Annotated in this window: 18 protein-coding genes and 1 pseudogene; 13 read left to right on the plus strand and 6 right to left on the minus strand. The window is 41.5% G+C overall.

Features of this window, described 5'->3' with window-relative positions; translation table 11 throughout:
• From acnA to CP947_RS09845, 3 genes and pseudogenes are all read right to left on the minus strand, one after another.
• Positions 1–2778, minus strand: a pseudogene (gene acnA / locus CP947_RS09835) (aconitate hydratase AcnA).
• A gap of 379 nt (positions 2779–3157) precedes the next feature.
• Positions 3158–3796, minus strand: coding sequence for a CDGSH iron-sulfur domain-containing protein (locus CP947_RS09840; RefSeq protein WP_096713017.1), 639 nt, complete (start codon positions 3794–3796; stop codon positions 3158–3160).
• 72 nt (positions 3797–3868) lie between these two features.
• Positions 3869–4294, minus strand: a complete 426-nt coding sequence (locus CP947_RS09845) for a hypothetical protein (protein ID WP_096713018.1) — start codon at positions 4292–4294, stop codon at positions 3869–3871.
• Positions 4295–4716: 422 nt separating this feature from the next.
• Between CP947_RS09845 and eif1A the strand changes: the two genes are divergently transcribed.
• The 13 genes from eif1A (at position 4717) to CP947_RS09910 (ending at position 15569) form a co-directional block, all read left to right on the plus strand.
• Positions 4717–5052, plus strand: a complete 336-nt coding sequence (eif1A, locus tag CP947_RS09850; RefSeq protein ID WP_096713019.1) for a translation initiation factor eIF-1A — start codon at positions 4717–4719, stop codon at positions 5050–5052.
• Between the two features lie 201 nt (positions 5053–5253).
• On the plus strand, positions 5254–6330 hold the full coding sequence (locus CP947_RS09855) for a KamA family radical SAM protein (RefSeq protein WP_096713020.1): 1077 nt from the start codon (positions 5254–5256) through the stop codon (positions 6328–6330).
• A 380-nt stretch (positions 6331–6710) separates the two neighbouring features.
• Positions 6711–7193 carry a MarR family winged helix-turn-helix transcriptional regulator gene (locus tag CP947_RS09860; RefSeq protein WP_096713021.1) on the plus strand — a complete coding sequence of 161 codons (483 nt, stop codon included), beginning with the start codon at positions 6711–6713 and terminating at the stop codon, positions 7191–7193.
• Between the two features lie 218 nt (positions 7194–7411).
• A complete protein-coding gene (locus CP947_RS09865; protein WP_279387823.1) occupies positions 7412–9733 on the plus strand; it encodes an efflux RND transporter permease subunit in 2322 nt (773 codons plus the stop codon).
• A complete protein-coding gene (locus CP947_RS09870) occupies positions 9730–10851 on the plus strand; it encodes a COG1361 S-layer family protein (protein WP_096713022.1) in 1122 nt (373 codons plus the stop codon). Before CP947_RS09865 ends, CP947_RS09870 begins: the two co-directional genes overlap by 4 nt.
• A 2-nt stretch (positions 10852–10853) precedes the next feature.
• Positions 10854–11951, plus strand: a complete 1098-nt coding sequence (locus tag CP947_RS09875) for a COG1361 S-layer family protein (RefSeq protein WP_096713023.1) — start codon at positions 10854–10856, stop codon at positions 11949–11951.
• Positions 11952–12101: 150 nt separating this feature from the next.
• Positions 12102–13328 carry a translation initiation factor IF-2 subunit gamma gene (locus CP947_RS09880; RefSeq protein ID WP_096713024.1) on the plus strand — a complete coding sequence of 409 codons (1227 nt, stop codon included), beginning with the start codon at positions 12102–12104 and terminating at the stop codon, positions 13326–13328.
• Complete coding sequence (locus CP947_RS09885) at positions 13325–13690, plus strand: DNA-binding protein (RefSeq protein WP_096713025.1); 366 nt, start codon at positions 13325–13327, stop codon at positions 13688–13690. Before CP947_RS09880 ends, CP947_RS09885 begins: the two co-directional genes overlap by 4 nt.
• A gap of 78 nt (positions 13691–13768) precedes the next feature.
• Positions 13769–14332, plus strand: a complete 564-nt coding sequence (locus tag CP947_RS09890) for a DNA-directed RNA polymerase (protein WP_096713026.1) — start codon at positions 13769–13771, stop codon at positions 14330–14332.
• 14 nt (positions 14333–14346) lie between these two features.
• Entirely contained in the window at positions 14347–14532 is a 186-nt protein-coding gene (gene spt4 / locus CP947_RS09895; protein ID WP_096713027.1) for a transcription elongation factor subunit Spt4, read from the plus strand.
• Position 14533: 1 nt separating this feature from the next.
• The gene (locus CP947_RS09900; RefSeq protein ID WP_096713028.1) at positions 14534–15124 is read left to right on the plus strand and encodes a GTP-dependent dephospho-CoA kinase family protein; all 591 of its coding nucleotides are present in this window, start codon (positions 14534–14536) and stop codon (positions 15122–15124) included.
• Positions 15105–15413, plus strand: coding sequence for a 30S ribosomal protein S24e (locus CP947_RS09905; RefSeq protein WP_096713029.1), 309 nt, complete (start codon positions 15105–15107; stop codon positions 15411–15413). The genes CP947_RS09900 and CP947_RS09905 overlap by 20 nt, the downstream gene beginning before the upstream one ends.
• Before the next feature lie 9 nt (positions 15414–15422).
• Positions 15423–15569 carry a 30S ribosomal protein S27ae gene (locus CP947_RS09910; protein ID WP_013036965.1) on the plus strand — a complete coding sequence of 49 codons (147 nt, stop codon included), beginning with the start codon at positions 15423–15425 and terminating at the stop codon, positions 15567–15569.
• A gap of 6 nt (positions 15570–15575) precedes the next feature.
• Here CP947_RS09910 and CP947_RS09915 read toward each other — a convergent pair whose 3' ends face one another.
• The 3 genes from CP947_RS09915 to CP947_RS09925 are packed head-to-tail and all read right to left on the minus strand — an operon-like array spanning position 15576 to position 19018.
• Positions 15576–15971 (minus strand): response regulator, encoded by a 396-nt coding sequence (locus CP947_RS09915; RefSeq protein ID WP_096713030.1) that lies wholly within the window; start codon positions 15969–15971, stop codon positions 15576–15578.
• The gene (locus tag CP947_RS09920; RefSeq protein ID WP_096713031.1) at positions 15961–18228 is read right to left on the minus strand and encodes a histidine kinase dimerization/phosphoacceptor domain -containing protein; all 2268 of its coding nucleotides are present in this window, start codon (positions 18226–18228) and stop codon (positions 15961–15963) included. The genes CP947_RS09915 and CP947_RS09920 overlap by 11 nt, the downstream gene beginning before the upstream one ends.
• Entirely contained in the window at positions 18221–19018 is a 798-nt protein-coding gene (locus CP947_RS09925; protein ID WP_096713032.1) for a helix-turn-helix transcriptional regulator, read from the minus strand. The genes CP947_RS09920 and CP947_RS09925 overlap by 8 nt, the downstream gene beginning before the upstream one ends.
• Positions 19019–19385: the final 367 nt, after the last annotated feature.

The following is a 19385-nucleotide window of genomic DNA, read 5'->3' on the forward strand; positions in this document are numbered from 1 at the left end:
TTATTCCCCTTTTACCTTATCTCTCAGGAACTTGTGCAGAATTCCACCGTTTTTGCAGTAGTCCACCTCTATATCGGAATTGAGGTTTACAGTTACATTGAATGTGACTTCTTTTCCATCTGGATTACGGGCTACAACCTCGAGTTCTCCGCCGGGTTTCATTTCTGAGATGCCCTTGATGGTGTAGGTTTCATCGCCTTTAAGCCCCAGGCTTTCTTTGCTTTCGCCTTCCCTGAACTGCAGAGGGATTACTCCCATTCCTACAAGATTACTGCGGTGAATCCTTTCGTAGGACTGTGCGATCACAACTTTGACACCGAGCAGTTGTGTGCCCTTGGCTGCCCAATCACGGGAACTGCCTGTTCCATATTCCTTGCCTGCAATTACCACCAGAGGTATGTCATTTTCCATGTATTTCATGGCAGCATCATAGATTGGCATCTCTTCTCCGTCAGGTAGGTAAACTGTCCATGAACCTTCCTTACCAGGTACAAGCTTGTTTTTCAGGCGCACGTTACCGAAGGTTCCACGCATCATTACTTCGTGGTTACCCCTTCTGGACCCGTAGGAATTGAATTCTTCTTCCGCTACACCGTGTTCCATCAGGTACCTGCCTGCTGGATAATCTGCGGGAATCGAGCCTGCAGGTGAAATATGATCGGTGGTAATGCTGTCATCCACAACCACAAGTGCTCTTGCATCCTTTATGTCTTCCATATTCCCAATATTCAGCGGGAAATCCTGGAAGAAAGGAGGTTCCTGGATATAAGTGGATTCATTGTTCCAGTCATAAAGCAGTCCTTCCGGTGCATCGAGTTCCTGCCAGCGTTCAGTTCCCTGAAATACATTGGCATATTCTTTCTCGTACATTTCTGGCTGCACATATTTACCACAATACTGCTCGATCTCACCGTTTGCAGGCCATATATCCTTCAGGTAGACTGGTTCACCGTTCGGGTCACATGCAATAGGTTCTTTTGTGAGGTCAATATCCACCGTACCTGCCAGGGCAAAGGCAACCACGAGCATAGGGGATGCCAGGTAATTGGCTTTTACATGGGGGCTGATCCTGCCCTCGAAATTCCTGTTTCCGCTGAGTACCGATGCAACAGTCAGGTCACGCTCCTCAATTTCCTTTACTACCGATTTATGCAGGGGTCCACTGTTCCCGATGCATGTGAGACAGCCGTACCCCACAAGATGGAATCCCAGGGCTTCTAAATAAGGTACAAGGCCGGCTGCTTCCAGATAGTCCATTACCGCCTTTGATCCGGGTCCAAGACTGGTTTTCACGAATGGTTTGACCTTAAGCCCTCTTTCAACTGCCTTTTTCGCAACAAGTCCGGCACCGATAAGTACTGAAGGATTTGAGGTATTGGTACAGGATGTGATGGAAGCAATAGCAACAGAACCGTGGTTTAAGTCGACCTCTTCTCCTTCACATTTTATCTTCCTGATCCCACTGTGGCCGGGATGTGTTTTTTCCACAATACTATAACCACCCTCTTCAAGCCAGCGACTGTAATCCGAATCATTCTCGAAATCTTCACTTCCCTTTTTCAGTGAGAATACATCTTTCATTGTCCTGTGGAATGCTGTGGACATGTCGCTGAGCACAATTCGGTCCTGTGGTCTTTTCGGACCTGCAAGGGAGGGCTATACGGTACCCATGTCAAGTCCAAGGGTAGAGGTATACTCCGGTACCGGTGCATCCCTTTCCGCAAAAAGGCCCTGCTCTTTGCAATATTGGGAAACCATGTTAACATGTTCTTCACTGCGTCCGGTCATGCGCATGTAATCCAGTGTAACTTCATCAACAGGGCAAAATCCCATTGTTGCGCCGTATTCCGGACCCATGTTGGCAAGGATTGCCCTGTCAGGCAGGGAAAGTTTCCTGTAACCGGGACCATAGAATTCCACGAATTTACCTACAACACCGTGTTCCCTGAGCATCTGGGTTACTGTGAGTACAAGATCTGTGGCTGTGATTCCTTCTTTCAGTTCTCCTCTTAGTTCAAAACCCACAACTTCAGGTATTGGCATATAGTAGGGCTGGCCAAGCATAACCGCTTCGGCCTCGATCCCACCGACACCCCATCCCAGGACACCCAGACCATTGATCATTGTTGTATGGGAATCGGTTCCTACAAGAGTATCGGGATAGGCGACAGTTTCGCCGTTTTCTTCCCGCAGATGTACCACATTTGCCAGGTGTTCAAGGTTTACCTGGTGGATTATGCCGCTTCCCGGAGGTACTACGTTGAAATTGTCAAAGGCATTCTGTGCCCAGTGCAGCAGTTCGTAACGTTCCCTGTTTCTCTGGAACTCATGTTTCTCATTACAGTTTCTTGCATAGGAAGTGCCGTAACAATCGACCTGTACTGAGTGGTCTATAATAAGATCTGCAGGAATTACAGGGTTAATTTCTTCCGGATTTCCACCAAGTTTTTTCATTGCAGACCTCATTGCGGCAATATCCACAACCGCAGGTACGCCTGTAAAATCCTGCAGGATTACCCTTGAAGGAATATATGGGATGTCTGTTTTTGGTACATTGCCGGGTTTCCAGCCTGCAAGGTTTTTTACATCCTCTTCGGTTACAACCTTGCCATCTGTATTCCGTACCAGATTTTCCAGTAATACCCGGATGGAATAGGGAAGAGAAGTAATTTTGCAAAGGCCATTTTCCTCAAGTTTATCCAGACGGTATATGGTACTTTTCTTACCCCTGGTATCAAGAGTATCTCTTGCTTTAAAAGAAATTGAATTATTATCCATAATTGGCACCTGTAAATATAAATTCGTTAAACGAATTTGCGCGTGGTCTTATCAATCTGTTATCTGAATATTGTTCGAGACAATGTGCAAAGTCAGCCCGATATCCTTCCAGTGGCAAAAACTGCCGTTGCAAGTTTGGGAGGGTGTCAAGCTATTTGTAGACGACACCGGAATAAAAATCGACATTCGGGTATATAGGTTTACCCCTTTTTACACATATTTTTCATATGCCTTTCTCTATCTTCTCGGTAATCTCGAACCACTATTAGGTCACATCGATCATGATAGTTTTCCAAAAAAAGTAAGAAATAATAATCGGTGTTTTCCTGTATGACCAACCGATTTTCTATTGTGCTTTTTCACCAGATGTACAGGAGTTTCAGTTTTTCTCATCCCCGAATTCAATGTACCGGTGACTTCCATCGCAGAATGGTTTGTTTTTGGAGCCCCCGCATCTGCACAGGCAATAGTGGTCCTGGGTCTCAGGTTCAGATCCATCAGTATCCTCAAGTTCAATATTTCCCACCACATTATAGGCATTGTCCTTCCCGACGAATACTTCCGCATCATGAGGGTAATCTTTGTGCAGCTGTCCATCAATTGTGTAGCTCAATGCTCCGGACGGGCACATCCTGATAACCCTCGCAATCTCTTCTGGATCTGCGCCGTCAGGGTCTATCCAGGGTTCAACGCCTCTTCTGAAAACCGAAGGCAAATTATCTGTACAGTGACCCCTGTGGGAACATACACCACGGTTGTCATGGATCGTGATTGATTTTCCTTTGTAAGTATCCATTTTGTCAGGAACGCGGTCTTCTTTCTTTTCCCCTGAAAAATCGTTCTTCATGTGTGTGCCATCGCAAAAAGGCTTGCTTGCGGACCCTCCACATCTGCACATTGCCATGGTGGGCTTTGTTTCAATGAATACCCCTTTTGAATTACGCAGGGTTTTTAGATTGCTTACAATGTATGGTCCGTCTTTTGATACTCTTATAATGGTTTTGTCTTCTTTATCCATTGACATTCCCCTTGCATAGACTTTTGTCTGAATAGCTTAAGTAATTATTACGAAATAATGTCTATGTTTTATTCAGTATTTTCCTGTAAATTTAGCAATTGATCTGTGCAGACCATGGATGCTGAAATCCTTCCCCAGGTACATCATAGGACATTTTCCCTTGATTATCTGTATACCAGGGTCCCTCATCTCCTCAATTTCTGGAGTTTCGGTACGCCAGTGTATCCAGAAATTAGAACATCCTTTTTTTTTGAGAGCCTGCACAAAGTCTGCTGGATCGGAGGTTGTGATTCCCAGTACAGCATTTTCTACATTATCTGGTATATCATCAATACTTTTTATGTCTCCTTTATCGGGGTTAGCTGATAAATCAAAAACGTACACTTCTTTACCTCTATTATTGAGTTCATCTATAGTGTATTTCATTGCTGGTTTGGTATTGTCAGTTATTACTACAAAGGATTGTTTTTCCCAGAAAATTTCCCTATCGTTGTTCATGGAATTCCTCCTATCAAGTAATATTGTACTTCTGGTTACTAACAGATGTCGGTTTTAGAATGTACCAATATGTATGATATCGGGTCGGATTAGACGGGATAATGGAAAATAGGATTAACGTTAATCTTTACTTTCTGTTAACCACTGCTTCAAGTGCAAAGAATATATTGCAAATGTACATTTAATGTGGTTCTATAGTTATTGGTTTAATTACTCTTTTACAATTACAACTAGTTAATATCTTTTAACTTTTATTTTGCTCTGTTCAATTGGGTTTAAATATGTTGAATGCATATAGAGCAACGTTGTGATTGCATAATTTATTATCAGGAATTGGTTTTGTTTTAGGGATAATTTGTATTAATTCCGCCTTCTGATTACTAAAATAAAATTCCTTCATAAAATCTAAATGAGGTATCAATCTGGCTTATAACAACTATAATAAAAAAAAGAATAAGAATAAACAGCAGAACGAGGGTGCACAATTTACTAAAGTCCGTACTCCGCGTAAGGACAGGAATGAGATTGTTGCTACAGTAACCAGGATGCTTGGAGGCAAAAGGCTTGATCTTCAATGTATGGATGGTGTTGTAAGAATGGGAAGAATTCCCGGTTCCCGTAAAAGACGTATGAGAATACGGGAAGGTGACGTGGTCCTTGCAGTACCTTGGGACATTCAGGATTCAAAAGCCGATGTCGTCTGGAAATACAGAAGACAGGAAGTCGCCTGGCTTCAGAAAAAAGGTTATCTGAAATAATTTTCACTTAATGTGTTGCAGGGATGGAGCGTTTTTTCCATCCATTCACACAATCAGTTTTTAATTAGACACCTTTTTGGGCTTGTCTGGATGTGTTTTTTTGTCTGGATTTGAGCAATACAACTTTGCTCTATTTACAAATATCTACCATAAACAATATATTTTATGACTATTATCTCTTGATAAGGAGTATTCACTATAATGAGTGAAGAATGGAAAGATCAAATTACTAATCAAATTAACTCTCTTGAAAAGCTCGAAGAAATAATCAATCTGACTGAATCTGAAAGGGAAGCCATAAAAACCCTTGATACACACTGGGGTACTACACCTTATTTTGCTTCCCTTATGGACAAGGATGATCCGGAGTGTCCAATCAGGAAACAGATTGTCCCATCCCTTCAGGAAACTCATAACAGGTATGGGATGAAAGATTACCTTGTCTGGAAAGAAAACAGGGCCACCGATGAAGTACGCCCTGATAGTATAGCCAGGCAGTATAAGGACAGGGTCGCATTTACGGTTTTCCAGAAATGTGGTATCTATTGTCGCCATTGTTTCAGGAAAGAACTGGTTGTGAATCATGATCTGAAACTGGATTTTAATGTGGACGATGGTATTGAATGGATTCGCCAGCATCCTGAGGTTCGGGATGTTCTGATAACTGGTGGGGATCCGCTTCTTTTATCGGATGAAAAGATTGAATATATTATTGGAAGTCTTCGGGATATTCCCCATGTTGAGATGATTCGTATTGGCTCACGTTTGCCTATAGTTTTGCCTCACAGGATTACTGATAATCTGAAAAGGATACTGGGTGGATATCATGATGTACCAATTTGGCTGAATACCCAGTGCAATCATCCCAAAGAGATTACTGATAAAACAAAACGTGCGGTCTATGATCTTGTATCTGCAGGTGTTAACGTAGGTAATCAGGCCGTATTGCTGAAAGGCATAAATGATGATGTGCAAACCATAAGGGATTTGCATCAGAAATTATTGACTGCAAGAATCAGGCCATATTATCTGTTCTACTGTGAACCTGCACCGGGAATCGATCATTTCCGTACTCCGGTAGAAAAAGGTGCGGAATTGATACGCGATGGTCTGCGTGGGCACACAACAGGACTTGCTCAGCCAATGTATGTAATTGCAACCAACGTTGGTAAAATTCCTTTGATGCCGGATTATTATATGGTAGATAAAGATGAGGAAAAATATATTCTCAGGAACCATCGGGGTGAATTAACGGAAATCCCGAACATACCCGAGTAAAAGGGAACTGTTTCTTCAGGTTATACGGTGTCAGTGCGCTGGCACCAATGATCTATAATATTTATATATTTCTTATAATTGTATATTTTTGAGCTTATCAATAAGTTCTATTTTATTTTCAGTTTAAATAATTTTAATCTAGGGTCTTCCTATGCGACAAGTATATATATGTTAAAATTGGTTTGTAGCACTCGCTCCAAACGGGAGGGATTCTGCTTGTATCCCTCCCCCAGTTCATTTACAGTTTTCATCATTTTCTACGCTTGTCAGGGCATTCTCTATTCTGTAAATTATCCAGGGGTTAAATTTATATTTCATTATTCTAATTGTTCGGTAAATTGACTATTTGGAATATGAAATATTCGTGGAGTTGTTGTTAATTGGAAGATGCTCATTCATCTATGAAGGAACTTGCCGAACTGAAACTGGAATATGATATCTTGTCCAGAAAAGTTATTTATGATGTCGTGGGAAAAGTTTTTGATGACAAATCTGAGCAGTTGCCAAACTTAAAAAATCGCAACCATGCAATCCTTATCCTTGGCCTGGAAAAAGAGATGATGCCTTCCACCCTGGCCAGGTTCCTGAACCTGAAAAAAAGCAGTGTGACAAGCATTATTGATTCTCTTGAGAAGGAGGGTCTGGTAAAAAGGACAGCAGATCCTATGGATCGGAGAAAAATATGGGTCTCACTAACCTCCTCTGGTTACAGGTATATAGATGTTCTTGAAGGCTGTGTGGAGAAATTAGTCGATGTCATGCTTGAAGGGCTTGAAGAGGATGAAATTGACGAAATGCTGCAAAGTATGCGTTCGGTAGTAAATCTGGAACGAAAAATAGCTGACAATGCTTTAAATACTTAAAATAATTGATAAAAATGAATTTTTTTGTGGGTAATGAATAAGTTATATATAGAAGAATTACATGAATCAGCCCCAATATGTAGTCAAGTACTCGTATACAAAATATACAGCATATTTGCGTATATAAATATCTCTCTATAAATTAAAAGGAGTGTTTCCCTATTAAAAACATCTTTGAGAAACTGGGTATTTTCGTTGAGGATCATTCGATTGCCATTGTGATAATTGCAATGTTACTTGTTCTTGTTTCATTTGAAGGTGCTCAGCTGATCAAGATGGATTCGGGTACAGAAACATTTGTAGATAAAGATTCACAGCTGTATCAGAATTATGATCATCTTTACCTGAGTCTTTTTAGTAAGGAAGCCATCGTTGTTATGGTGGAAGGGGGTGATGTAAGGGACAGGGCTTTGCTGGAAGCGCTCGATCGTCTGGAAAAGATGTCGTCTTCGATACCGGGTGTGCTGAGTACACAAAGTGCTTCTTCGGTTGTAAAGGAAGCCAACAAGCTGGAAAACGGCAGATTTGAAATTCCTCAAAATGATGAACAGTTGTCCGAATTGATTCCTTATATCCCATCGTCCCTGTCTCCGGATAAAACTCATACACTTGTTTATATTGAAATGGCAGGGGATACCAGTGAGGTCCGAAAACAGGAAATTCTCAATGAAGTTGAAACTTCGGTAGACCTGGCAGAGATCCCTCCTGGTTACACTTCGATTGTCACCGGTGACCCTGCATTTGAGATAGGGATGAATAAGGAAATGATGTCCAGCATGGGCGTCTTACTCTTGCTCTCTGTCTTTTTGATGATCATTGTTCTCTATCTTGTATTCAAACACGTAAGATGGAGATTGATGCCCCTTGCAATTGTGCTTCTGGGAATAATCTATACTTTCGGTGCAATGGGTTATCTGGGTATACCCATGACCATGGTGTCCATGGCAGCGTTTCCGGTACTTATCGGTCTGGGAATCGATTATGCCATACAGTTCCATAACCGTATTGAGGAAGAACTGGATAGGGGTGAATCCCCCAAAGAAGCTGTTATCGACACGATCAAACATACCGGTCCGGCTGTCATGATTGCGCTTATAATCACATCACTTGGCTTTGTTTCTCTGGCAACTTCCACAGTACCTATGGTGCAGGATTTTGCAAAACTCCTTCTTATTGGTGTGGTTATGTGTTTCCTGTCCTCTCTTTTTGTAGGTGTGACTGTTATATACGGGCTTGATACATTTGCAAAAAAAAGACAGGAAAAAGCAAAAAAACATCGTGTAGATTCTCTTCGTCACAGGCTTATCACCCGCAGGTTCAAAAAACCTCATAAAAAGCAAACCACTACAGATTCACCCGGCTTTATTGACAATACCCTGCGTTCGGTTGCGACTTTTACAATGAAACGTCCCGTACCTGTACTCATCATTGCAGGTTTGATCTGTGTAAACGGTCTCTACACAGATACCTTTGTGCCAATCCAGACCGACACTGAAACCTTTGTGCCGGAAGATATGCCTCCCCTCATAGACCTTCAGCATCTAAGGGATATTGCAGGTGGGGATGATGAGATCAACATAATCATAAAGACTTCAAATGTTGCAGATCCGGACCTTTTACATTGGGTCGATAAATTCAGCCGGCATGAAGTTGAGAATCGTGAGAATATCTATGGAGCCACAAGTCTGGCTACCCTTGTCAAATCGAACAATGATGGAGTGCTTCCGGATTCAGAGGAAGGGGTAAGGCATGTTCTTTCAGAAATTCCTGATTCTGCAAAGGAGCGATACATAAGTGGCCAGAATATAATGGTTGTCAACCTCAACATCGGTGATGCCATGAGCAGTCTGGGAATGGAAGGTATTGAAACTCTTGCCAACGTTATTGAAAACGACATTCAGTGGCTTGCTCCTCCGCCAGATGTAAGTGTGACAATCACGGGAAATTCTGTTGTGTTTATTGATGTCATAGATGCCCTTACATCTGGAAGAATTTTCATGACATACCTGGGTCTTGGAATGGTTTTTGCCGGTCTGCTTGTAATATACAGAGATTTCCTGAAAGCCTTTGTACCTGTCATAACCATGTTTATGGTAATTGGATGGACTGGAGGGCTTATGTACTATCTGAATATGGAATATACGCCGATGACCGCGACCCTCGGAGCTCTGATACTGGGGGTTGGTTCGGAATATGCGGTACTTATGATGGAGCGCTACTTTGAAGAGAGGGAAAAGGGTGCTCTACCTGAAGCAGCCATGTGTGAAGCCAGTACTAAGATTGGTAAGGCTATCGTTACTTCCGGGTTGACCACATTATTCGGTTTCATGGCACTGGTTGCTTCTGCTTTTGGTATTATAAGCAGTTTTGGTATCATTACCGTAATCGATGTTGCCCTTGCTCTGATTGCTACATTTGTCATATTCCCTCCCGTAATTGTGACCTTGGACAAATGGAGGGAAAAACACAGGGCAAAAAAAGCGGGGCAAAAACTCAATTCATCTGCAAATAATCTTCAAACAGGGGCTGATATCACATGAGTAGAACCCAATATAATATAAAGAATTTCAGAAGACCACTGGTCTTTCTGTCCCTGGTCTCAGTAATACTGCTTGCAACTCTATTTATTGGTGTAACTACGGCCCAATCGAAAGAGTACATTCCCCCGACTTATGAATATACTACAAATTATTACCGGGGGTATGGTGAACCGGAAATTCACGCTTCAGTAGTAGGGGACACTTATTTTGATCGGGGTGAAACAGCCAATGTCAATGTTATTCTCTCTAACAGGGGTATTTTGCATGGCTTGAAATCCGTCACAGATGTGAAGGGTGATAAGGCCAAACAAGCCCTTGCCATGAAAGAGATGGAATATGAAGCAAAACGCACAACTGCTTACGGTATAAAGGCAAGTCTCGTTTCCCCTACTGATTATATAGAGATCGATTCTTCGACCAGTGGCCAGACCCTGGAAAAACTGGCTCCCGGAGATTTACCCTCGCGTCCCATGACATTCACAATTGAAATTTCGGATAATGCTCCAGCAGGAGACTATATACTCTTTCTCCCTGTAAGTTATGAATATCAGAAGGATGTCCGTATGACAGGTGGCCGAACTATTCAGCTAGGTCTACCTGATATGGATCATGCTACCTATTATAATAATTCGAATATAACTCTGCAAATACCGATCCATGTGGAAAAAGCAGCAGAATTTGAAGTCGTTGATGTCGATGGAGAGCTGGTTGCCGGTGGAGAAAGCCAAATAGTGGTGACTTATCGCAATGTGGGAGAATTGACCGCGGATGATGCTATTGCCAGGGTGGTTGTCATGGACCCCTTAAGTACCGGCAGTTCTACGGCATTGCTGGGTACTCTTGAACCGGGCGAAGAACATACAGTTTCATTTAATGTGAATTCAGACGCTATGGCTGTTGTCAAGGAATATGCAATAGATAGTGAGATACGTTATATAGATGAGGATGGCAATTACGCATTCTCTGATAACATGAAAATAAATGTGCCAATGCAATCATCAGATGGATGGATTGATATCACCCAGATTTCACTTTTATTGACTTTTTTGGTAATCATGTATCTGGTAGTTGACAGTATCCGTAAAAAGAAAAAAATAACTCTTAATGGAGAGGAGTGAGCATGAACAACAGAAATTTAATGATAGGAATAATTGCACTGGGAATATCCCTGATGTGCCTGATTCCGGCCTCAGCTGCCGGCTTCATCCCACAGAATAATGCCTTGCCTGATTACTTTGATTTTAGTGACAACTACTACACTGTATATGGCGGTCCCGATGTAAGCGCAAACATCGTTGGTGATAATGAATTTTACCGTGGCGATAGTGTCACCCTTAATATTAATCTTATGAATAAGGGGGTGATTACAGGCTTTAAGTCGGAAAAGGATGATGACCCGATAGATAAACTTGATCAAAAACTACAGCAACAGGAACAATCCTATGAATCACAACGGACAACTGCGATTGGTATCGTGGCAATTCTTACTTCCCCTGATCCCAATGTAAAAGTAAAATCCGGCCCTCAGGAAGCCGGTTCACTGGCTGCCGGTGAGCAGACTACCTCTCCTATCATGTTTAATGTGGAATTTTCGGAGAATGCACCATCAGGAGAATATCCGCTGACTCTCAATCTTTATTATGGCTATCAGAAGAATGTCCAGGTTTCCGGTGATAATGAAACAAGTCTTGGTGTCACAAATATGGATGTGGGGCTATGGTATGATGTGGGTTCCCAGAATGTTACCATTCCCGTATATGTGAAAAAGGAAGCACAATTTGAGGTTACCAATGTTTCCGGGCAGCTGAATATAGGTGAAGAAGGAATGCTGCATGCTACCTATACCAATACGGGTAATGAACCCGTAAAGGATGCCATTGTTCGTATAAGTGCAGCTGATCCCTTCAGTACTACGGATGACCAGGCATATCTGGGGGATATGGATGTCGGGGAAAGTGCCGTTGCGGTATTTAAGATAAAAGTAGGGGATACTGCGATTGAAAAACCCTATGCCATAAACAGTGAAATCAAGTATGAGGACACTAAAGGTCATGACAGGGTTTCAGACAATGTGAAAATCAAAACACAGGTATCGGCTTCATCCAATACCGATGCAAATGGATTAATGTTACCCGTGGGTTTTGTGATTGCAGTATTGGTTATAGGGGCTATTGTTCTATATATGAGACGTAAACCACGTCAAAAACCAGAAGAGTGATGTCTTTATCACTCCTCCCCTTATTTTTGTACAATCCTGTTTTGACAGCAACATTTTTACGTAATTAGAATTATTAAGTGTTTCACGTTCAATTTCATCTTATATCAACTACATTTCTACTTTAGTCCCAAAAGGGAGGGAAATTAAAAATTGAGTCAGCCTTGTGTTAATATTGGCATGGTAGGTCATGTCGATCATGGAAAAACCACTCTTGTACGTTCATTATCCGGTGTATGGACTGATAAGCATAGTGAAGAACTGAAAAGAGGTATCTCCATCCGTCTGGGTTATGCAGATACAACTTTTATGAAATGCCCCACCTGCCCTGAACCGCGGTGTTATTCAGTAAAGAAAGAATGTCCACACTGTGGCGCAAAAACAGAGCCTGTCAGGACTGTATCCTTTGTAGATTCTCCCGGGCATGAAACACTGATGGCCACGATGCTTTCAGGTGCAGCCATAATGGATGGTGCTATTCTTGTCATTGCCGCCAATGAAGAATGCCCCCAACCCCAGACCAAGGAACATCTCATGGCTCTTGACATCATTGGTATCAAAAATGTTGTCATAGTCCAGAACAAGATTGATCTTGTAAACAGAAAAGATGTCATAGAGAACTATAAACAGATAAAGGATTTTGTTAAAGGCACCGTTGCAGAGAACGCCCCCATAATTCCTATTTCTGCACAGCAGGATATCAATATAGATGCACTTATAGATGCAATGGAAAAAGTTATTCCAACTCCTACCTATAAACTTGATAGAGAGGCACGAATGCTCATTGCAAGATCATTTGATATAAACCGTCCAGGCTTGCCTATTGACCAGATATCAGGTGGTGTTATTGGTGGTACCCTTACGGAAGGCACATTGAAGACTGGTGATGATCTGGAGATAAAACCGGGCAGGAAAGTTGAAAGTGAAGGTGCCATTCACTGGGATCCTATTCATACCAGGGTAACTGGCATTATAGCAGGTACGACTTCTGTTGATGAAGCAACTCCCGGGGGTCTTTTGGCAGTGGGTACTGAGCTTGATCCGGACCTGACAAAAAGTGATACTCTTACCGGTCAGGTAGCAGGTAAACCTGGGACATTACCCAGTACCCATCATTCTTTCACCCTCAGGTTAAAACTTCTTGAACGTGTTGTCGGAGTGGATGATGAAGGGAAAATTGGTCAGATCAAGACAAGTGAGCCCCTGATGTTAAACGCCGGCACAGCCACAACTGTGGGTATTGTTACAAGTGCCAGGGAAGATGTTGCCGAGGTCAATCTTAAAAGACCTGTTTGTGCAGACATTGGTTCAATGGTTGCCATAAGCCGCAGGATTGGTTCTCGATGGAGATTGATCGGTATCGGGGTAATTGAGGATTGAATGTTATTATTGACACAAACGGGCTGATGCTTCCAGCACAATTTGGTGTGGACATTTTCACAGAACTCAGGAGACTGGGTTTTGACCAATTCCTTCTGCCCACAGCGATCCTGCACGAACTTGATGGTCTTGTACGAAGTTGTCGGGGTAAGGATAAAATAGCTGCGAAAGTAGCTATTTCATTATCCGAAAGATGTGATATTATAGAAGGAGAGGGATTTGCGGATGATGTTATTGTCCGTCTTGCACCCGTTTATGATGCAGCTGTATTGACCAATGATATTGAATTACAGCAAAGGTTGAAAGAAAAGGAAATTCCTATTGTAAGGCTGAGGCAAAAGAACAAACTTGATTTCCTGTAATCTGAATAATAGCACAATGGTTTATAAGGGATGAGAAGTTCTGGTATTCTTATATAATGATATTGCGGAGATAATTATATGTACAAGAGGATGAAGCTTGTTGATACAGTTCGGGTCGCTCCCAGTCTCCTTGCTGATGATGTAAGGGTCAGTGTCAAAAATGCTCTCAAAACTAAACTTGAAGGGCGTGTTGACAAAAAGATCGGTTCTGTTGTAGCGATCACTGATATTGATGAGATTGGTGAAGGTCATATTCTTGTAGGAGATGGCGCAGTCTATTATGATGTTACTTTTGAAGCGATAATGTTCATACCGACGCTGCAGGAAGTAATCGAAGGTGAAGTTGTTGAAACCGTTGAATTTGGAGCTTTTGTCAGCATAGGTGCAATGGACGGTCTTCTGCATGTTAGCCAGATCACAGACGATTTCATGTCCTATGATGGAAAGAATGGCCGGCTGATCAGTAAGAACCTAAGTAAAGCTCTTTCCGAAGGCGATCGTGTAAGGGCTCGCATAGTGGCTGTGAGTATCAATGAAAGGGAGCCGCGTGATAGTAAGATCGGTCTGACAATGCGACAGCCTGCCCTAGGTAAGCTGGAATGGCTCGATGAACAGAGAAAACCCGCTGTAGCAAATAAATAATCAGGAGTTTTAGTATGGTTGAATCTGTTTGTATGGATTGTCACAGGCTTGTTTCAGGTCAGGAATGTCCGGTTTGTGGCACCACTAACCTTAGTAACGATTGGAGCGGACTTTTGGTTATAGTGGACCCTGAAAAGTCCGAAATCGCAAAAAAGATAGGGGTTACGATTCCTGATAAATATGCTTTGAAGGTGCGATAATTTGGGTGGAACGATTTCGATACCCGCACCCCTGCGTCCTTTGTTACGTAAAAAATTCGGAGTCCTCTATAAGGGACTCGGCGAAGAAAACATTGGAAAAGTATCAAGGGATCTTGATGACCCCATAAAACTTATATCTGTAGGTGATGTTACTACGTTTCACTTGCTCAAATCGAATATTATTCCAGATATACTTGTAATCGATGACAAAACTCATCGGCAACCTGCTTGCGAGCAGATGATCACAGGTACAAAACAATCAGGTTTCAAGGAATTGGTTGTAAATAATCCCGCCGGTTCAATTACCGAAGAACTGGTGGATGCACTTGCGGAAGCATTAAATTCAAATCGACGATTCAGGATATTTGTGCAGGGAGAAGAAGATCTTGCATCTCTTCCTGCAATAATGATGGCCCCTGTAGGATCCGTCGTTCTCTATGGACAACCTGGCGAAGGTATGATGTTTGTCCGTATTACTGCTTCCAAAAAGGAAGAGATGACAGAACTAATTGACAAGATCATTGATAAACAGCATTGTAAAGAACAATTATACACTATGTGGAGGAAGTTGTATGGATATCAGCATAATTGAAGAGAAGAACAACACTCTTCTAAACAGAAAGGAACTGAAGTTCAATGTGACTTTTGAGGGACCAACACCTGCAAGAAATGATGTCAAATCAAAACTTGCAGCCATGCTGAATGTGCCCATTGAACTTATTGTAGTTCAGGGCATGAGAAACATGTTCGGTAAGCAGGAATTATCCGGTTATGCCAGGGTCTATGAAGATGCGTCCCGCATGAAAGAAGTTGAAAAGGGATATAGCCTCAAAAGAAATGAGGTTCCAGAACCTAAAGCAGAAGAAGCAAGTGAAGAATAAGGTGGTTACATGGCTGTAAAAGAGTATTATAAAGTAGACGGCGATAATATCGAACGTACCAGGCAGTTCTGTCCCCGTTGTGGCGAAGGTGTATTCCTTGCCGAACATAAGGACAGGTTGACCTGTGGTAAATGTGGCTATACTGAATTCAAATAAATATTTTCACTTTTCTTTTTCTTTTTCTTTTCTGTAATTGTCCAGAGCTACTTTAATAGTATTTTGAAGGGTTTTTTCCTCAAAGGGCTTTGTAAGATAGCCGTAGGGGTTTGTTTTCTTTGACCTTTCAAGTATTTTATCATCCGAATAAGCTGTAAGGTATACAACAGGGATGTCCATGGCGCCATATATTGTTTCAGCTGCTTTAATTCCATCAATCTTACCTTTCAGCATTATGTCCATAAGTACAAGATCCGGAAAAGTGATCTCAGCTTTTTGTATAGCTTCTTCACCTGAAGCTGCTATGCTGGGCACCCTGAAACCCATTCCTTTGAGCATTTTTTTTATGCCAAGGGCTACTATATTTTCATCTTCTACCACGAGAATTTTTTCACCTGACATCTTCACCCTCTGTTACTTCTTGATTATTTTCCTGGAAAGTAATTTCAAACCTTGTACCATTTGATGTGTCTATTTCTATTGTTGCATTGATCTGTTCTGCAAGTGTATGGACAAGCAAAAGGCCAAGGGAATCTGTGTCTTCGAAATCAATTTCATTCTCCATTCCAATACCATTGTCACTGACAACCAGTCTGTGATGATCATTTATTTTTCGAAGCTCGACTATTATAGTGCCTTTACCTTTATCAAAAGCATACTTTAATGAATTGGATACAAGTTCATTAATAATTATTCCGAGTGGAACGGCTGTATCCATTCCCAAAAATATGTTTTCCACATTAATTTTTATATCTACTTCACTTTTATCAAGTACATAGGATTGGGACAGATAATTGATAAGATTTTTGCTATAGTCTGCAAAATCGATGCTCTCCATGTCCTTTGACTGGTAAAGTTTCTCATGTACAAGAGCCATTGTGCGAACTCTGTCCCTGCTATTGTTGAAAGCACCCAGCACTTCATTGTCCCTGAATTTTTCAGACTCAAGGTACAATAGTGTGGATATAACCTGAAGATTATTCTTTATCCTGTGGTGTATTTCTTTTTTCCGTATATCTTCAATTTTAAGAAGGGCTTCTTCAGCTTGTTTCCTTTCATCGATATTCACGATTACGCCCTGGAGATATTTCACATCATGGCATTTGCCTTCCAGGTCAGAAACCTGGCTGTCGATGTCATTATCTTTAGTAATCATATTATGTATGATTTCACGCTGCTCTCTCTGGATGAAGGTACGCTCATCAACCCACCGGGTTTCACCGTCTTTTGTCAGTATCCTGTACTCTATATTGAACTGGGTTTCCTTACCGGCGCATATTTCTCCTAGTTTTGCCTCAACCTCGGGTAGGTCATCCGGATGAACAATATCCCCGTAATCAAGGCCATTCGGTCCGAAATCTTCCGGAGAATATCCAAACTGGGATATGTTCTTTGATACAACTTCAACAGGCCAGTTTTTTTCTGCTTTCCATTTAAAAACAATTACCGGGCTGTTGTTGACAACTTTTTCCATCTCTTCTCGTAACTGACTGGCATTTTCAAGAGCATTGAGTATATCATTCAACCCTTGAGGTATTTCCCGGAAATCAATATCTACGTCTGTTTCAGCCCGTTCATCAAGTTTCCCCCCGATAGCAGCATCAGATATATTCTTAAAGTCGTTCACTATTTCATTTATCGGGCCTGTCACCGACCTGGTAATCAAGATTGCAACAGCTCCCATGAATATCAATGATATTGAGGATATCAAAAGTAATCTATTCCTGAGGTCTGTTACTCCTGCAAGCATCTCATCCTTTGGTACCACCAGGATAAATGCAAAATTTGAAGTCTTTATTGGTTCATAGAACATGACCACATCTTTGCCGGTAATGGGATCGATTGTTTCAATATAGCCACTATTGCCGAATTTTATTTCATCAGCCATCTGTGTAATTTCCGGTACACCGTAGTCATAGAGGGTTTTTGCTCCCACCAGTTCTTCATTTGTAGGATGGGATATGAGAATCCCCGTATTTCCAGTCATAATCGCATAACCGGTATCAAAGGCTTTTATATTGTTTACTATGCCATTCAGATGATTCAGGGATACATCGACACCCCCGATGCCGATAAACTCGCCCTCTCTTATTATGGGTGTGACATAACTTACAATGAATACACCTTCATAGTAATAGGGTTCAGTAACGATATCCCGCTTTAGTTTCTTTGGCAGCTGGTAGTATCCGGACGTTTCATAATCAAGTAATGGATCAAGTGTTATATTTCCCGATATCCTGTTCCAGTATGGAATAAATCTCCCGGTTTCATCATGACCGGTTGTGTTTGCATAACTACTATCCATACCATCAAAGGCATTTGGCTCAAAACAGACATAGGTTCCCAGCAAATCAGGATTTTTTTCCAGAAGCTTTAGCAATATATTGTTTACTTCTGTACGGTTTTCGGAATGGTACTGTGTAAGGGAATGGGCGATTGCCTGTCCTGTAGCCTGATTTGATCGCATTTCAGCATCAAACTTATTGGCATAGTTTTTCGCCTTCTCTATTGATTGCTGGTATGCCAGTTCCTCTTCCTGGGCAGTCACTGTTGAAATAATTACTGCAGTTGATGTAATCAGTACCACAAGTATCCCTATCAGGATAAAAAACACAAGTTTGGATTTTAGTGGTACATTTTTCCATGCCATTTCAATCATTCAGTTCGGGCAAATCCCATTCTATCAGAGTTGATTTCTGGCGGAAGTGCTTATATAATTCAGTCCCCCATTGAAGTGCACTTGCATCAAAACTCATTATTTTCTTATGATCGTACATATCGTTCTTATTGAAGAGGCAGAGATAAATGAACCTATCTGTTACAACGGATGTAAGATTGACTTCGTTGCAAATATATAGATTGGTATGTTCCCTTTCAACAATGTGGCGGAATTTATCAGTATGTTCTTCTTTCATCCGCTTGTAAATTGGCTCAGTAAGTATGAGATCTATCTGAACGCCGTTATTTGCCAGTTCATAATATAGATCGGGATACAGAGGATGGAAATAGGCCATTATTGTCATAACTTTATTAGACTTGATAAGATTCTTGCTGAATTCTTCGGGCAGATCAAAAAGGTGGTTCATATCCGGCTCTATTACCATACATTCCCCTATATCACCCAGCCGTGAATCAAGTTCTTCCGGAATTGAACTTAAATCCCGGGTTGCCCAGTAGTCGTTATTTTCCTCTATAACTCCCAGGGTTTTCAACAGTGGGACCATATTTTTCACTATAATTTCCCCTATATCCGAAAGCCGATAAACCCTGTCCTCTTCAATAATCAGGTTTTGTTCCCTGAGTATTTTTATCTGGGGCATCATTGCTTTTGATGTAACATTAAGGGACGTTTTGATCTGGTCTATATTTCTGGGTCCTTCCATTAGTAGTAAAAGAAGCCTTTTCCTTTTTTCAGAGAGCCAGATAGTATCACTCAATGATGATTGCATACATTCACCTTTTAGTTAAGGGGATTAAACTTCTTTTTTAATATTATTTATATCATTTCAGAACAAGGTCCATTAAAACGAGGTTATGTATTTTAAAACCGTTATAATTTCCCATACCACTGGTAATTACTTATGCCCCTTGACAAACCTCATAGGGTTCGCTCATTCATCTATCTTTCGCAAATTCGATGCAATTCAGGCTATATACAATTCATATCCTCTTTTTCATGTGAGTAAACCGATTGAATCGGTGGTCTCAGGATCTCTATGGAAAGGAGGTTGTAACAACGACAAAAGAAGAATTATACAAAGAATTGTCTGACGCTATTGTAAGTTGCAAGAAAGACCAGGTTCTTGCTGCTGTCGA

It is taken from the genome of Methanohalophilus euhalobius, assembly GCF_900215215.1.
Lineage (GTDB): Archaea > Halobacteriota > Methanosarcinia > Methanosarcinales > Methanosarcinaceae > Methanohalophilus > Methanohalophilus euhalobius.

Bases quoted from the DNA above. Each gene is read 5' to 3' on its own strand.
- CP947_RS09905 (WP_096713029.1), top strand. From the start codon at position 15,105: ATGGATATCAGCATAATTGAAGAGAAGAACAACACTCTTCTAAACAGA.
- CP947_RS09915 (WP_096713030.1), bottom strand. From the start codon at position 15,971: ATGTCAGGTGAAAAAATTCTCGTGGTAGAAGATGAAAATATAGTAGCC.
- CP947_RS09925 (WP_096713032.1), bottom strand. From the start codon at position 19,018: ATGCAATCATCATTGAGTGATACTATCTGGCTCTCTGAAAAAAGGAAA.
- CP947_RS09855 (WP_096713020.1), top strand. From the start codon at position 5,254: ATGAGTGAAGAATGGAAAGATCAAATTACTAATCAAATTAACTCTCTT.
- CP947_RS09890 (WP_096713026.1), top strand. From the start codon at position 13,769: ATGTACAAGAGGATGAAGCTTGTTGATACAGTTCGGGTCGCTCCCAGT.
- spt4 (WP_096713027.1), top strand. From the start codon at position 14,347: ATGGTTGAATCTGTTTGTATGGATTGTCACAGGCTTGTTTCAGGTCAG.
- CP947_RS09875 (WP_096713023.1), top strand. From the start codon at position 10,854: ATGAACAACAGAAATTTAATGATAGGAATAATTGCACTGGGAATATCC.
- CP947_RS09920 (WP_096713031.1), bottom strand. From the start codon at position 18,228: ATGATTGAAATGGCATGGAAAAATGTACCACTAAAATCCAAACTTGTG.
- CP947_RS09840 (WP_096713017.1), bottom strand. From the start codon at position 3,796: ATGGATAAAGAAGACAAAACCATTATAAGAGTATCAAAAGACGGACCA.
- CP947_RS09870 (WP_096713022.1), top strand. From the start codon at position 9,730: ATGAGTAGAACCCAATATAATATAAAGAATTTCAGAAGACCACTGGTC.
- CP947_RS09845 (WP_096713018.1), bottom strand. From the start codon at position 4,294: ATGAACAACGATAGGGAAATTTTCTGGGAAAAACAATCCTTTGTAGTA.
- CP947_RS09910 (WP_013036965.1), top strand. From the start codon at position 15,423: ATGGCTGTAAAAGAGTATTATAAAGTAGACGGCGATAATATCGAACGT.